This window comes from Rickettsiales endosymbiont of Trichoplax sp. H2, assembly GCF_009690945.1.
Classification (GTDB): domain Bacteria; phylum Pseudomonadota; class Alphaproteobacteria; order Rickettsiales; family Midichloriaceae; genus Aquirickettsia; species Aquirickettsia rohweri.
This window is the reverse complement of sequence record NZ_NPHZ01000002.1, coordinates 172046-186957: the sequence shown is the minus strand read 5'-3', so window position 1 is coordinate 186957 and position 14912 is coordinate 172046. Positions and strand designations below refer to the sequence as shown.

The 14912-nt window shown below is 26.4% G+C and carries 13 protein-coding genes and 1 tRNA gene; 11 read left to right on the top strand and 3 right to left on the bottom strand.

The features are described from left to right. From h2es_RS03020 to h2es_RS03010, 3 genes are all read left to right on the top strand, one after another. A partial coding sequence (locus tag h2es_RS03020) for a hypothetical protein (RefSeq protein ID WP_195909965.1) occupies positions 1-753 on the top strand: 753 nt, incomplete at its 5' end. Positions 754-799: 46 nt separating this feature from the next. Beyond that, positions 800-876 (top strand) — tRNA-Arg (locus tag h2es_RS03015). A 132-nt stretch (positions 877-1008) separates the two neighbouring features. Continuing rightward, a complete protein-coding gene (locus h2es_RS03010; RefSeq protein WP_154511291.1) occupies positions 1009-2025 on the top strand; it encodes a hypothetical protein in 1017 nt (338 codons plus the stop codon). A gap of 115 nt (positions 2026-2140) precedes the next feature. Here h2es_RS03010 and h2es_RS03005 read toward each other — a convergent pair whose 3' ends face one another. After that, complete coding sequence (locus tag h2es_RS03005) at positions 2141-4237, bottom strand: protein-tyrosine phosphatase family protein (protein ID WP_154511289.1); 2097 nt, start codon at positions 4235-4237, stop codon at positions 2141-2143. 115 nt (positions 4238-4352) lie between these two features. Here h2es_RS03005 and h2es_RS03000 point away from each other — a divergent pair, with 115 nt between their 5' ends. Further along, positions 4353-4589, top strand: coding sequence for a FeoA family protein (locus tag h2es_RS03000; RefSeq protein ID WP_126044214.1), 237 nt, complete (start codon positions 4353-4355; stop codon positions 4587-4589). A gap of 20 nt (positions 4590-4609) precedes the next feature. Next, complete coding sequence (gene feoB / locus h2es_RS02995; RefSeq protein ID WP_154511287.1) at positions 4610-6889, top strand: ferrous iron transport protein B; 2280 nt, start codon at positions 4610-4612, stop codon at positions 6887-6889. 41 nt (positions 6890-6930) lie between these two features. On the opposite strand, the gene h2es_RS02990 is transcribed toward feoB, so the two are convergent. Both h2es_RS02990 and h2es_RS02985 read right to left on the bottom strand, forming a co-directional pair. Continuing rightward, positions 6931-7881 carry a peptidylprolyl isomerase gene (locus h2es_RS02990; RefSeq protein ID WP_154511285.1) on the bottom strand — a complete coding sequence of 317 codons (951 nt, stop codon included), beginning with the start codon at positions 7879-7881 and terminating at the stop codon, positions 6931-6933. Positions 7882-7883: 2 nt separating this feature from the next. Further along, positions 7884-10100, bottom strand: a complete 2217-nt coding sequence (locus h2es_RS02985) for an LPS-assembly protein LptD (RefSeq protein WP_154511283.1) — start codon at positions 10098-10100, stop codon at positions 7884-7886. A 99-nt stretch (positions 10101-10199) separates the two neighbouring features. Here h2es_RS02985 and rsmA point away from each other — a divergent pair, with 99 nt between their 5' ends. Genes rsmA through h2es_RS02955 form a run of 6 tightly spaced genes read left to right on the top strand, consistent with a single transcriptional unit; the run spans position 10200 to position 14911 of the window. Then, entirely contained in the window at positions 10200-11018 is an 819-nt protein-coding gene (rsmA, locus tag h2es_RS02980) for a 16S rRNA (adenine(1518)-N(6)/adenine(1519)-N(6))-dimethyltransferase RsmA (protein ID WP_195909964.1), read from the top strand. A 22-nt stretch (positions 11019-11040) separates the two neighbouring features. Further along, the gene (locus h2es_RS02975) at positions 11041-11508 is read left to right on the top strand and encodes an NfeD family protein (protein WP_154511279.1); all 468 of its coding nucleotides are present in this window, start codon (positions 11041-11043) and stop codon (positions 11506-11508) included. 41 nt (positions 11509-11549) lie between these two features. Continuing rightward, positions 11550-12494, top strand: a complete 945-nt coding sequence (locus h2es_RS02970; RefSeq protein WP_154511277.1) for an SPFH domain-containing protein — start codon at positions 11550-11552, stop codon at positions 12492-12494. A gap of 11 nt (positions 12495-12505) precedes the next feature. Next, complete coding sequence (locus h2es_RS02965; RefSeq protein WP_154511275.1) at positions 12506-13567, top strand: methyltransferase domain-containing protein; 1062 nt, start codon at positions 12506-12508, stop codon at positions 13565-13567. Then, a complete protein-coding gene (locus h2es_RS02960; RefSeq protein WP_154511273.1) occupies positions 13548-14297 on the top strand; it encodes an MlaA family lipoprotein in 750 nt (249 codons plus the stop codon). The genes h2es_RS02965 and h2es_RS02960 overlap by 20 nt, the downstream gene beginning before the upstream one ends. A gap of 8 nt (positions 14298-14305) precedes the next feature. Beyond that, positions 14306-14911 (top strand): MlaC/ttg2D family ABC transporter substrate-binding protein, encoded by a 606-nt coding sequence (locus h2es_RS02955; protein WP_154511271.1) that lies wholly within the window; start codon positions 14306-14308, stop codon positions 14909-14911. Position 14912: the final 1 nt, after the last annotated feature.

The window sequence follows — 14912 nt, the reverse complement described above, 5'->3', positions numbered from 1 at the left end:
AAAAAAGAAAGTTTAAGATTACTTTATGTTGCAATGACACGTGCTGAGAGTGAGTTATATATTTTTGGGGAAGGTAAAAATAAAAAAGATAGTTGGTTTAACATTGCAAAAAATGCTCTAGGAGAGAATTTTATAAAATATTCAGATCTAAAAATTAAAGAACCAAAGTATATTTTTGATAAACTAGAATGCGAGGATAATAATACCCCTAATTATTTTAATGAAAATTACGTTTCAAATGCTGTTGAGCAAAATGACATTGCATCCACTAAAGAGCAAATTTTCTCTGATATAGCTGTGATTAGAGGAAATTTTATACACAAAATTTTATGTGATATTGCCAAAATATGTAAAACAGATATAGAAGAGTATATCACATCATTGGCATATGATGATAATTTTGATCTATTGCCTAAAAATGATGTAAGTGAGATTACACAAATTACGGCAGATATTTTAAAGAAATTTCCCAATATTTTTTCTAAAAATGTATTTTCTGAGGTAAGTGTTGCAAATTTGGTAGAAAATAGTAAATCAATTTTAAAGATAGATAAGCTTATAATTCAAGATAACCAAATTGAGATTATTGAAATTAAAACTGATAAGTCTAAAGCTATTTCGAAAAATAATATTTCTTCAGAATATTCAAAGCAGCTTAATATTTATAAAAGATGTGTGTCTAATATTTATTCAAATAAAAAAGTGATTTGTAAGATACTTAGTTTTTATCAAAAAGAGATTATTATTTTATAATTAAGATTGTATTTCTTTATATAATTAATTATCATATTTTTAGTTTGTTCCCGTAGCTCAGCAGGATAGAGCGTTGGATTCCTAATCCAAAGGTCACAGGTTCGAATCCTGTCGGGAACACCATTTGTGAATTTTAATTATCTGTTACGTAATTCTACATAGACTATTTTAACACTTATTAAGTTACAAAAAATATATAAATAAAATATATTATGTTATGCTCTGGTGTAATGTAATCAGTGTGGAGGCTTCTTTATGGCTAGTTTTAGCCATTTCAATAAGTGTGTAATCAATAATACTAACGATACAATTAATGAAAAAATTCTATTATTGCGACCTATATTTGAACAGTCTGGTGTTCTAGGATATCATTTAGCAAATCAATCAATATATGAAATTAAGAATATACTTGGTACTGAGTTAGATTATTTTCATAGGCTTATTGTAATATGCTCATCTGTAAAGTCTAAGACGCAATATAATCAATTAGAACGTTTCGGAATAGTAGATAAAAAAAATTCAAGTATATTGGCTTTAGCAGAAAGTACTGTAATTAAATACGGAGACTTGATTATAAAGAGTGTACATGAAACAAACCAGACTGCCCAGAAAATATATGAAAAATCAAAAGCATGTAACGAGATTTTAGGAGATAAGCATTGCTTAGAGGTTCAAGATATGAATGGCATAGGATTGCAACACTTGTTAATCTCTAGTTTTAAAACAGATTTCAAAACTATGGAGGAATATTATATTAAAAGTAGTAAAAATATTAATACTTTATTATATGAACATTGTAGGGATAAATATTTTGATTTTTTATTCAAAAATGTTCTGGCAAATGAAGAGGATTTGAACTTTAGTAATTATGGAGTTTTAGGAAATATTCATGAATGTCATTTTTATAAAACTGATCATGATGGATTCAACTATAATAAAAACATAAATAATTATGCAGAGGCTTTTTCATGTTTTCTACTTAATGGTTTTTCTCAAGAAGAAATATTAAATAAAACGGCAAATCTATTAACTAATTATAAGGGAAAAGAAAGTTTAGCAGTAGATATATTTCAATCTAATATAAAAAAACTAATAAGTTTAATTTCTAATTTAACTTTTAATCCTTCAAAGCTTTTTTGTCCACATGCATTTAGTGATCTTGATGGAAGTGAACATATAAAGGAGTTTTATAATTGTATAAGCTATCAATTTAATGAAAGTGATAGAGTTGACAGTGTATTTTCTTGTAATGACTTACTATTATCTATGTGATGACTATTGCTATATCTAGTTTTTATTTTTTATAAGTTAGCAGGATAGAGCGTTGGATTCCTAATCCAAAGGTCACAGGTTCGAATCCTGTCGGGAACACCATTTGTGAATTTTATTATCCTCCTCTTCCGTTATCTAAAGAGTGAGAAGTGCTGCGTTCTTTTAATATTTGGTCTGTATGAGGTCCAAGAGATTGTTTTTGATTTTGGGATAAGCTTTTATCAGGTGATTCAATTAATGGTTGTTTTAGAGTAGATACATCTTTCATTTTATCTAAATCATCTTGGTTAGGGCTGTATTTACTCATATTTTTTACTCCAAAGTATGCTGAATAGCTTGCTGTAGCTGCTATAATTAAAGGTGAAGCTATAATTGCAGCTACCACAATAGCTGCAATTTTAAAGAAATTTTTTACTTTATCTCCTATACTTTTTTTAGTTTTAATTTTATTAAAGCCTGCAGGTTCCTCAACTAAAGTACCAAGAGGGTTTTTTTCAGATAAAGCGGTTTTTGAATCTGATTTTACTCCATGACATCCAGGAGTCCCGCCATTTAATGATGCTAATTCTTGAGTATGCCCTCCTTTAATTTGTGTTTTTAAATTTTCTCTTGCTTGTTCTTCGCTAAGCCCAAGTTTTTCACTAACAGCTTTGTTTGTTGCATCTGTAAGGCTAATTCCAGTCCTATCTTTACCACTAGCGCAGTGTATGTTGACTTTACCAATATTAACTTCAGGGAATATTTTTTTAACAGCACCATTTGCATTGTTACAGGCAAAATCAACTAGAATCATTGCAGTTACAAGATCTAAATTTTGATTTTCACTCTCAAACATACTATGTGGATTGATAATCATATCCTTTGCTTTTATTGCATTTTTTAAAGCATTTTGTAAATCAAGGTTACCATTCAAGCCGTCTAATTGCTCAAGTGCTTGATCTTTATTTGTTCCATTGATTAAGTAGTTAGCAATATTTTCAAGTCCTTGTTGATTTTTAAGAGTAGTACCAAGCTTTAATAAATTTATATCAAAGCCGTGATTATCATTACTTGCTAATCTCCTCATTCCATTAAAAGGTGTGATAGCGCATGTTCCACTTCCTCTTTGTTTTTGCGCTTTCATGATTAAATCTGGTGCGTATCTATCTATTTCATTACTATAATTTGGTATACCATCAGCAAGATTAGGAGAATTTAAAGCATTATCTGTAATCTCTACTCCGTCAGGAGTGAAAGAATCAAGTTGTTCTAAATTTTGCGCTGTTTGTTGCAGGTTTATTTTATCATCTTCACCATGAAACGATGGTGTGCCGGTATGTAGTACTTCGAGCACTTGTTCCATACCTCCTCCATTCATGTCACAAACAAAGACAGATTTTTCGTAGGCATTTCTTAATCCAGCTAATTGCTCTCTAGTCTGGGTTGGCAACATTACATTGCCTTGTGCAATTTGAGCAGCGTAACTTTTAACAAAAGCTTTATCAAAATCACTTAGTTGATCAAACCAACCAATATTTAGTCTTTGTCCTTGTTGCCAATCTTTGATTCTATTATATTCTGTTTTCTGAGTATCAGTAAGTCCAAGTAGCATCATATCTGACTCGACAACTAGCCCTTCTTTGCCTTGTGCATCTTTTTGTTTAGTTAAAGTGGATACATGAAATTGCCTGTTGTCCATAAAAACAAAATTTCTTGCAGTAGTTAGCTTTGCTTTTGCTTCTGATACTCCTTGATCCTTTAATAAATTTATGACTTTTGCATTAAATGCTTTAATATCTATTTTCTCTTTACTATCAAGTTTACTTAGTTGTTCTTGTAATAATTCATTAATTTTATCAGTATTTTTACCTTCTAATTCTAAAGCTTTTTTAGCACCTAATAGTAAGTTAGTTGATTGAATTATATAAGATATTTGCTCAGCTTTTTCTGGATTTGTAGGAGTCGTTTCTTGATTTATACAATCTCTAATTAAATCATAGCTTCCATCTGCTTTTGGACCAAATTGTGCCCAGCTTATTCCTAATTCTAAATCACGTAACTCTTCTAGTTGTAGAATTAGATCTGGAGCTAATTGTGCGTCATTAAGGTCAGATTGAAGCTCTTGCTTTCGTTGATCATGATCAACCTCTTGTTGACTTTCTAAGTATGATTTTATATTAACTTGAGTATCTTGTTTATTTACTAATAAACGATCATAGTTTTCTGTGGGCATAATAACTTTCAAAAGTATTTAAAGTAATTATTTTTATAAAATCATATGAAACATTTATTGACAATAAGAAAAATATAATTTAGATTCTAATCAAGAATGATTATCAATTGCAAATATGAAGGACAAATCAATAAACAAGATAAGTAAAGGGGCAATTTTTAAAATAGAAAAATTTTTATTAAATAAAATTCAAAAAATTAAATTAATGGAATTGGGTATATTACCTGAGATGAAAATGAAGTTAATTCAGAAAAATTTTTTTGGTTCAGTTATAATAAAATGTGAAGGTAATAAATTTGCATTAGATAAGTCAATAGCTGAGAAATTAGTGATTAATAAAATTACAAATTAGTTTTAAAAATGAGTTATTAAATGGAAGAAATTTCAATAGGTATTATTGGTAACCCTAATTCAGGAAAATCAACAATATTTAATGAATTAACAGGTCTTAAACAAAAAGCAGCTAATTGGTCAGGTGTAACGGTAGAAAAAAAAGTTGGGAGATTTTATAATAAAAATCATAAAGTGCAATTAGTAGATTTGCCTGGCTTATATTCTTTAGGTGTTGGAGGAAAAACATCCTTGGACCAAAAGATAGCGATTAATTACATTAAAGAGGGTAATTTTGATTGTATTATAAATGTGATTGATAGTGTAAATTTTAAAAAAAGTTTATACCTAACACTGCAATTGCTTGAAAGGGAGATACCGGTAATTTTAGTTTTTAATATGGAAGATATATCTAAAAATAAAGGTATATTTATAGATCATGAAAAAATATCTGAATTGCTAAAATGTCCAGTTATATCGATATCTGCTAAAAATAGAGGTGATATTATTAGGTTAAAAGATTTTTTAATAGAAAGTAAAAAAATAAAAAACTCTTTAGATATATTTGATTTTTATTCTAAAAAAATTTCCAAATATTATTTTGATGTAGAAAATTTTTTGAGGAAAAAATTTCCAAATATTTCTAATGAAGAAAAAATTGAATTACTTGAGGGAAATTATCAAAATTTTGATAATGAATTAAAAAAATTTATAAAAAAAATATATAAAGATTTGGAAAAAGAATTTGGCCAAACATCTGATTTAGTATTAGTAAATAGTAGATATAATTTTATAGAAAATATTTCAAAGCAGATTTGTAAAAGTGGAATTTCTAATTCTCAGTCATTTTCGGATAAGATAGATAATATAGTATTGAATAAATTTTTAAGTGTTCCAATATTTTTATTATCATTATATTTAATGTTTGTATTTAGTATAAATATAGGTGGAGTTTTTCAGGAATTTTTTAGTCTTATAGCAGAAGCAACATTTATTGATATTCCACTATACATTATATCAAAAATTTATATGTCTGGGTGGATTAATATACTGATACATGGATTAGGTGGGGCAGTTCAAACTATTGCATCATTTATCCCGATTATAATGGCTATGTATATATTTTTATCTTTTTTAGAGGATAGTGGTTATATTGCAAGGTCAGCTGTTATTGCAAATAAAATGATGAAAATAGTTGGGTTATCAGGGCAATCATTTTTACCATTAATGGTTGGTTTTGGGTGCAATGTACCAGCTATAACTGGAGCTAGAATGTTAAGTAATCATAGTGAGAGAATTTCAACAATCATGATGATGCCATTTATTTCTTGTACAGCAAGATTAGCTGTTTATACGTTATTTTGTTACATTTTTTTTCCGAATAATACGCAAAATATTATTTTTGTTTTGTATATTTTAGGAATTTGTATGGCGTTAATTACAGGGTTATTATTAAAAGGTAAATCCCAAAACTTAGCTAATTCCAATATGTTAATAGAATTACCTGAGTATAAGTTACCAAAATTTAAAACTATTATTAACACAAGCCTTATAAAGACAAAGTCTTTTATTTTTGGTGCTGGTAAAACAATAATAGTTGTATTCTTTATTATTCATTTAATTAATTCTATCGAAATACCAATTAAAAATGGTGAGAGAAAATATCATAAAGAAAATATTATTAATATTTTTGGAAAAAATATTGTTCATATTTTTAAACCAATGGGGCTGAAAAATGAAAATTGGCCTGCAGCTGTAGGAATTATTACTGGGATATTTGCTAAAGAAATTGTTGTAGGCACTCTAGTCTCATTATATTCAGATAAAATTGATAAACCAGATAATCAAAAACAAATAAGTATTGTGTCTAAATACAAAAGAGCATTTTTCAGTATATTTGAGAAAATTAAAGGCGTTTTAACTGATAATTTTGACAAATTGTATAATTTAACTAATACAGGGGCAATAAATAATTATTATGAAGATAATCAAATCAATAATTCTATTATAAGAAACATTTCAAAAAATTTTGAAGATAAAATTGCTGTTTTATCATATTTAATATTTATTTTAATATACTTTCCTTGTGTCTCAGTATTTGGTGTGATTTCTAATGAGATAGGCAAAAGATGGGCGGCAATATCTGCTGTTTGGTCAACTATTTCTGCATATTCAATTTCAGTGATATTTTATCAAGTTAGTAATCTAATAATTAACAGTAATATTAATTATGTCTATTTGTTACTTGGAAGTTTTATATTGATAACTAGTTCATTTTTATTGAGATATATTTGTATAACCAATAGATCAATAATTGTATAAATAAAAATATATATATTAATGAATTATTGTAATGAAATATTCTATCCTATAACTTTAATATATGACCCTTTTCTTAACGTATTTAAGAAATTTTTTAAATTTATACTGAGTTTTTGATTGTAAATTATATTCTTTACCTCTTGTTCATTAAGTGCTGTATCTTTATTGATTTTCTTTATAGAGGCAATTTTTAGTATTATTATACTATCATCTTTTTCAATAGGTGTACTTATTGAGCCAATTTTTATTTTAGATCCAAATGCTTCAATAATATCATGGGATAGATCTTTGACTTTTAGCCAACCTAGGAAACCATGATTTTTTGAAGTTTTACTTTGTGAAAATTGTTTTACTAAGTTTTGAAAAGATTCTCCTTTTTGTAATAAAGAATAAATTCTCAATATAGATTTTTCTATTTCTTTAGGTGTATCACTATCTTTATAAATCAATATTTCATATAGTTTTAATTCACTGTTTTCAGATAAATTATTGTATTTTTTTGAAATAATTTTTAAATTATCAATAACTTCTTGTTTAGAAACATCAGTTTCTGGTTCTATTTTGTATTCAATTAGTTTTTTTAATAATAATTTTGCATTTATATAATTTTTAAATTCATCTATGTTCACATTAAATTTTTTTAAGAATTGTTGTAAATTTTTAAAGCCGTTTTCTTTTAATAAGTCATTAATGTGAGAATTTTCTTGATTTTCAGAAATGGAAATGCCATTTCTTTTTGCTATTTGAGATAATAATTTTTCATCAATTAACAATTCAATAATTTCATTTTTTTGGTTATTGTGAATTTTTACTCTATTTAAAGATTCTAGTAAATTAATTCTGGAGTTTAACTCAAATGACGTAATAATTTCATTATTAACATATGCTACAATTTTATCCTGATATGCATAACAAAATTCATTATAGAGAAGTATAAATAAGATCAGAGAGAATTTTGAGATTAAATTTATAGTATTTTTTTTTGTTAGCATAACTAATTAAAAATAGGCTCAATTGTTAAATAAGTTGTAACTGAAGAATTGTAATTGACATTCTTAAGTTTTGAATAATCTCTTAATACACCAAAATTAACTTTTAAACAATCTCCTTTATAAAATAAGCCTATCTGATTGCTTATCCAGTTATTATTATTACCTAGGTTCGATTTTTGCATTTTTGAACCAATCTTTCTTTTTGCTTGTGTTTCTATGCCCCAATTATTATTAAAATTATATTTGAGTTTAACTGCAATCTCTTGATTATGATTATTATGGTCTTGGTTTATATATTTTTTGTTAATAAATATATGATTTAAATCTATCTCGGCTTTTTGATGTTGAAAATTAAAATTTAACTCATTTTTAATTAATTCTAAGTGATTGGGAGTCAGGCTTATATTATCAACTATTGAAATTTCATCACCTAATTGTGCATAGAATTTACTAACAATTTCGGTTTTTAAGGCATCAAATTTTTTATTCCAGGTATAGGAAGTGGTTTTACAATCTTTTGGTTGAGTTAATTTACAATCTTTTGGTTGAGTTAATTTATAACTTTGTCCCAAAATTATTCCATAAGTATTTTTTCCTGTATAATAATTAGATCTAAGTCCAAAATTTAGTCTTGAACCAACGTCAACATTATTCTTTCCAGTAACAAAATTAGATGAAAATATGTTTGATGTACTCATAATTTGTGAGGATGAACCCTCGTCTGTAATAGTTGGAGTTGTTTTGGAGTTATAAGTAAAATTTACAATTGGTTCTAATATTATGTTTTTTTTGCCAAGATATTTAATAAATGGCCATTTCCAATCAAAAAATAGTTTACCTATTAATCTGTTTTTTGTTCCTATATCACTTTTTATATCATAATAATCATATCTAATGGATGGATAAATGTTCAAAATTTGACCATATGGTAAGTTAATATTATTAAATGAATCAAACTGAAAAGTGCTTCTAATATAACTTTCTCCTTTAGTTCTACGTAGATTAAGTATATCAGTTGAAAATGCTAAATTAGAAATAAAAGGGAGATTTGGAGATAATTTATTATATGTTCTAATCCATGGTATAACATAGGGGGTACTATTTTTGCTATCTTGGGTGGCAATATTTTTGCTACCTTGATGCCTTAGATTTTGGAATGAAATCCCTTCAAAAGTTAAAAATCTTTCCTTAGTTTCATTTCTTAATAAAAATTTACTTGTGAGCACGTCATCATCTGTTATTTTATATTTTTTTGTAATAGTTTTATCTTCATCGAATAATCTCTGGAGTTGATATTCTAGAAAATAATTGTTTTTAAAATTAAAATTACCTATAGAGTTTAAAAATCCTTTTAATTTATTTTGTTTATTAGCGTCAACTTGGCCAATTTTATTATCGTTTATTAAATTTCCATTAATTTCATATGGGCCATATTGTGTCAGATATCTAATGTTGAAACTATTTAAGGTATTGCTTTTATTGCTTACTGTAGGTGTATATGTTATGTCCATTTGTGGTGAAATGTTAAAATAATATGGAATTGATAGTTGAAGTCCCAATATATTAGAATTTTTTAATTTTGGTGTTAAAAATCCACTTTTTCTTGGGGAATTTGGTGTAGGGATAGAGAGATAAGGCAAGTAAAAAATAGGTGTTCCAAATAATTCTATTTTACTATTTTTAAATTTAACATTTTTTTCCTTGGTATTTACAATAGCTTTTTTAGCAGATATTTGCCATAAAGGTTTGTTTGGAATTAAATTATTATTACATATTTTACATGTTGAAAAAATTATATCTTGAACTATGAAAGTATTATTGTTAATCATCTGAGCAAAGTTAGATGACAACAAGCCTTTTTTATCAATTCTAGCTTTAAAATTAATTATTAAGCCTTCATTTTTATTTCTGTTAAAAAATGCCTTGCTGCCAAAGAAGTAATTTTTATTATCATTTTTAAATGCTAAATTGCCAAGTACATATAAGTAATTATTTTTTTTATCATATACAATTTTATCTACAACAAGGTGAAGCTGATTTTGCCTTATATCAACGTTACCTTGAGCGCTAATTAAGTCTTGATTTTTATTATAAATTAATTCATCTGCTTCAATAATAATCTCATTATTATTTGTATAGGATTCTATGCTATAAGCAGTATAATTTACAAAGTAGAAAATAATTAATAATTTAGGGAAGATTTTTAAAAGGTTAGTCATTAAATTCTTTAAGTAACAAAAAATAACTTATATAAAAGTTAAAATAGTATATTTAACCAAAAACAATGCCTTTGTAAATCAATAGTATACATAATGATAATGAATGAGATAAGTGAATTAAAGAGAAATTTAAAAGAGTTTAATATTACTCCAACTAAAAAATTTGGTCAGAATTTTTTAATTAATCAAAATATTATTCATCAGATTGTTCGGTCAATTGGTAATACATGTGATAAAGAGATACTTGAAATTGGTCCTGGTATAGGTGTGCTTACTAATCAATTGTTAAAAACTAATATTAAATCGTTAACTGTAGTTGAGATTGATAAAAAGATGCAGCTAATTCTTGATAAAATAAAAGCTCCCAGTAATGTGAATTTTAATATTATTTATGATGATGCATTGCAAATTAATGAAAGAAATTTTGTTGGCAATTTCTATTCAATTGTAGCTAATTTACCATATAATATCAGTACAGTGCTTTTAGTTAAATGGTTTAAAAATTTGCATTTTGTTGATAGCATTATAGTTATGGTGCAGAAAGAAGTGGCAAATAGGTTGATTGCAAAAGTAGGAACACATGATTATGGTAGATTAAGTGTTTTAGCGCAGTTTACTTGTGATTGTGAGTTACTTTTTGATGTTGGGCCAGAAAATTTTTTTCCAATACCAAAAGTTACTTCTTCTGTTATTAAATTAACCCCAAAGAAGTTGCTTCCTACTTTAGAAGAAATTAATAAAATAGAAAAAGCTTGTAAAGTAACTTTTAACTATCGAAGAAAACAAATTAGGAAAACTTTAAAGCAAGTAATTGCAAATCCTGAATATGAGCTAAAAAAACTTAAAATAGATTCTAGTAAAAGACCTGAGCAATTATCTATTGATGAATTTTTAAAAATATCTAATATACTTAAGTAACGTAATTAAAAATTTTAGTAATATGCAGTATTATTTAAATAATCAAGTTGAGCTTTGGTATATATTAGGTGCAGTATTAATGATTATAGAGATGTATTTAGGTGGTACTATTGCATTTTTCTTTGCGGGATTAGCTGCATTTTGCTTGGCACTATGTATGAATTTTAATTTATTAACATTAAATACTTTAATTGATCAAGTTGGTTTCTTTTTTGGTTTTTTTTGTCTGTGGTCAATTATATTATGGAAGCCGACAAAGTATTTGTTAAACTTGGGAAGTAATGATAGATATGAAAACATTAAAGGCAGTGTTGCTGTTGTTTACAGCAATACTATTAGTGATAAAAATTTAGGTGAAATAAAGTGGTCTGGTGCTGTATGTAAAGCTAAGCTTGCTAATTCTAATAAGAAAAATATATTAAAGAAGGGAGACAATGTTAAAATTTGTTCTGTAAAGAATAATGTATTTATTGTAGAAAAATATTCCTAAATGTATTAAGTTTGTTTAAGTGATTTAAATAGACTATTTTTATGGATTTATTTGATTTAAATTCTGGCATAGGGATCTTTCTTATAGCCTTAGGTGTTTTTTGTTGGTTGGCAATAAAAATAGTGCCACAGCAACAGGCATGGATTGTTGAGAGATTGGGTAAATATAATAAGACATTACAGCCTGGATTAAGTTTTATTTTGCCTTTTATTGATAAGGTAGCATATAAGCATACTCTTAAGGAAAAGGCCATTGATGTAACACAACAATCGGCAATTACAAAAGACAATGTAACACTTGCGCTTGATGGTATTATTTATGTTAGAATTATAAATCCTATGGATGCATCTTATGGTGTTGAAAATCCATATTATGCTGTTACTCAATTAGCACAAACCTCAATGCGATCTGCTATAGGTAAGCTGGTTATGGACAAAACTTTTGAAGAAAGAGAGCAGCTAAATAATCAGATTGTTGCTGCAATTAATGAAGCAGCTAGCACGTGGGGAATTCAATGTATGAGGTATGAGATTAGAGATATAAATCCACCATCTTCAATTTTAAAAGCGATGGAAGCTCAAGTTTCTTCTGAAAGACAGAAAAGGGCTGAAATACTTGAATCAGAAGGCAAAATGCAATCAATGATAAATATTGCAGAAGGTAAAAAGAAGGGAGTGGTTCTTAATTCTGAAGCAGAAATGATGGATAAGATAAATAAAGCAAAAGGTGAGGCAGAAGCTATTCAATCTGTGGCTAAGGCAACGGCAATAAGCATTGAGAAAATTGCAGAAGCAATATTGAAAAATGGGGGCTCTGATGCAGTTTCAATGAGTATTGCTCAAAAATATATCGAAGCTTTTCAAAAAATTGCAAAAGATAGTAATACTGTTATTATACCAAGTGAAATAGGTAATATTGGTTCTATGACAGCTCAAGCTATATCAATATTTGACCAAATCAAATCAAATAATAAAGTTTCAAAATAAAAGGTGTTTATATGATTAACTTAGAAAAAATAAGAAATTTTTTTAAATCATTAAAGCTTTGGAAAATAAGTGATTTTAAAAAGTTCATCTCTGAGTTAAAAAGTAAAATTAATGAATTTAAAATTAAGTCAAAAAATTTAAAAAAAACAAACTATGAATTAGGGATATATCATTTTAATTTAGGTAACATTAATGATGCTATATTTAGATTTAAGATATTAAAAAAATTTGGTTATCAAAGTGAGGATTTAGAATATTTATTAGGTAGATGTTATTTTGAAAAAAACAAATTTGAAAAAGCTAGGGAGTGCTTTGAAAAGTGTTATAATAAAAAATCTAAATTTTTTGAAGAAATAGACTATTGTTTAAAAATAATTAATGATGAGGTTGATAAGATTAAGTATGTGCCGTTAAGAATAATTGAACATAAAAAAACTCAGCAATTTAAATATTATCTATCTGAATTTAATAAGTATATTAATACAGATGAAAATGTCATTTTAGAAGAATTAAAAAAAATTTTAGGAGATATTACAAAAGTATTTAATTTTAATTTATTAGATTTAGGTTGTAGTAATGGATTATTAGCATATTTATTAAGAAAAAATCAAATGTTAAATTTTGTATTAGGTATTGATTCTTATAGTGAAGCTATTAAACATTGTAAAAATTTATCTATTGGTAAGCAAAAAGTTTACAATACACTAATTAATCAAGATCCAGGAAATTTTGTGGTGTCGAAATCTAAAATTGATGCTAAATTTGATATAATCATAGGTTTAAATTTAATTTCTTATACGACTGAAATTGAAGCAATACTATCTTCTGTACATTCATATATAGAGAATAGAGGGATTTTTTTATTAAGTTTTTATTTCGATGCTAATCAAAGAAAGAATTATTATTTCAATAATCGTGATGAAGAGTTTATTTTTAATAAAACATATGTACAAAAGGTAGTGAGAAAGTGTGGTTGGCATATAGAAAAAGAAGATAGAGTTGATATTAATAAACAAAATTATTCTCAAATGACATTAATATTAAAACCTAATCATGAGCTTATTAAAGAATAAGTGGGTTATTAGATTTTTTATAAGTATCAGTATACTTTGCATTTTTACCTTAGTTGAAGCTAAGAAAGAAGATGAATTAGTTAATGATAATGATCTGGATATAGAAGATGATTATTATAAACAGTACTATAATTTTAAGATATACGATCCTTATGAAAAATTTAATCGCAAAATATATAAATTTAACAAGGTTGTTGATAAATATATAATTAAACCTCCTGCTGAGATATATGGTGTTATATTGCCTAAACCTGCTAAAAGAGGAGTTAACTCGTTTATTAATAATTTAAAGGAGCCGCTGAATTTATTATACGGAATAATAGAGTTCAAGCCGGATAAAGCCTTTAATTCATTTTTTAGATTTTTTATTAATAGTACTTTTGGTATATTGGGGATATTTGATGTTGCCGAACTGGCAGGGTTAAAGAAAGAAAATGCTTCTTTTGGAGGTGTATTGAAACATTATGGAGCTAAAAAAGGTCCTTATATGATTTTACCAATTCTTGGACCATCTAATATTAGAGATGGATTTGGTAGTATAGTAGATATTGGAGTAAATCCACTAAACTTTGTAAAATTTAGAAATGATAAAAAGTTTCTAAAAATATATTATGGTACAAGTTTTATAGTAGAGAGAGAGAAATTTATAGGCCTTGATAAAACATTATATGAGGTTTCAATTGATGAATATGCTGCGTTAAGAAGTTTTTATTATCAAAAAAATAAATAGGTAAATAAATGGGTAATATTATTAAAAAATTAAAGCTAGTTATTTTGTTATTTGTTGTAAATATTACAGTCTTGTTATCTGTATTTGCTAATCAAAACCAAAAAGTTCAAAATTTTGTTAATAATACGGCGCAACAAGTGATTTTGGTTATTGATTCAAGTGATGCAGAGATGCAAAAAAAACAGAAGCTTCGTGATATTTTTTGTAATACTGTAGATATAAGTTGGATGGGTAAGTTTGCTTTAGGTAAATATTATAGAAATATTGAAAAAGAACAGTTGAAAGAGTATTTAATAGTTTACAAAGCTTTTTTAATTAATGCTTATGTCTCAAAATTCTCTGAATATAACGGAGTAAATTTTGATATTGATTCTATAAAGCTTATATCAAATTCTCAATATATTGTTAATACTAAGGTTCTTAACAAAAAATATAATTCAAAATATATTAATGTAGCTTATAGAATAAAAGTTGTTAAGGAACGATTTATAATTAGAGATATAATTGCTGAGGATGTAAGTTTAATTTTAGGGCAGAGATCTGATTTTAGTTCTATTATATCTAAAGAGGGTGTAATAGGGTTAATTAAAAAATTAAAGAATAAAGTAACGTAAT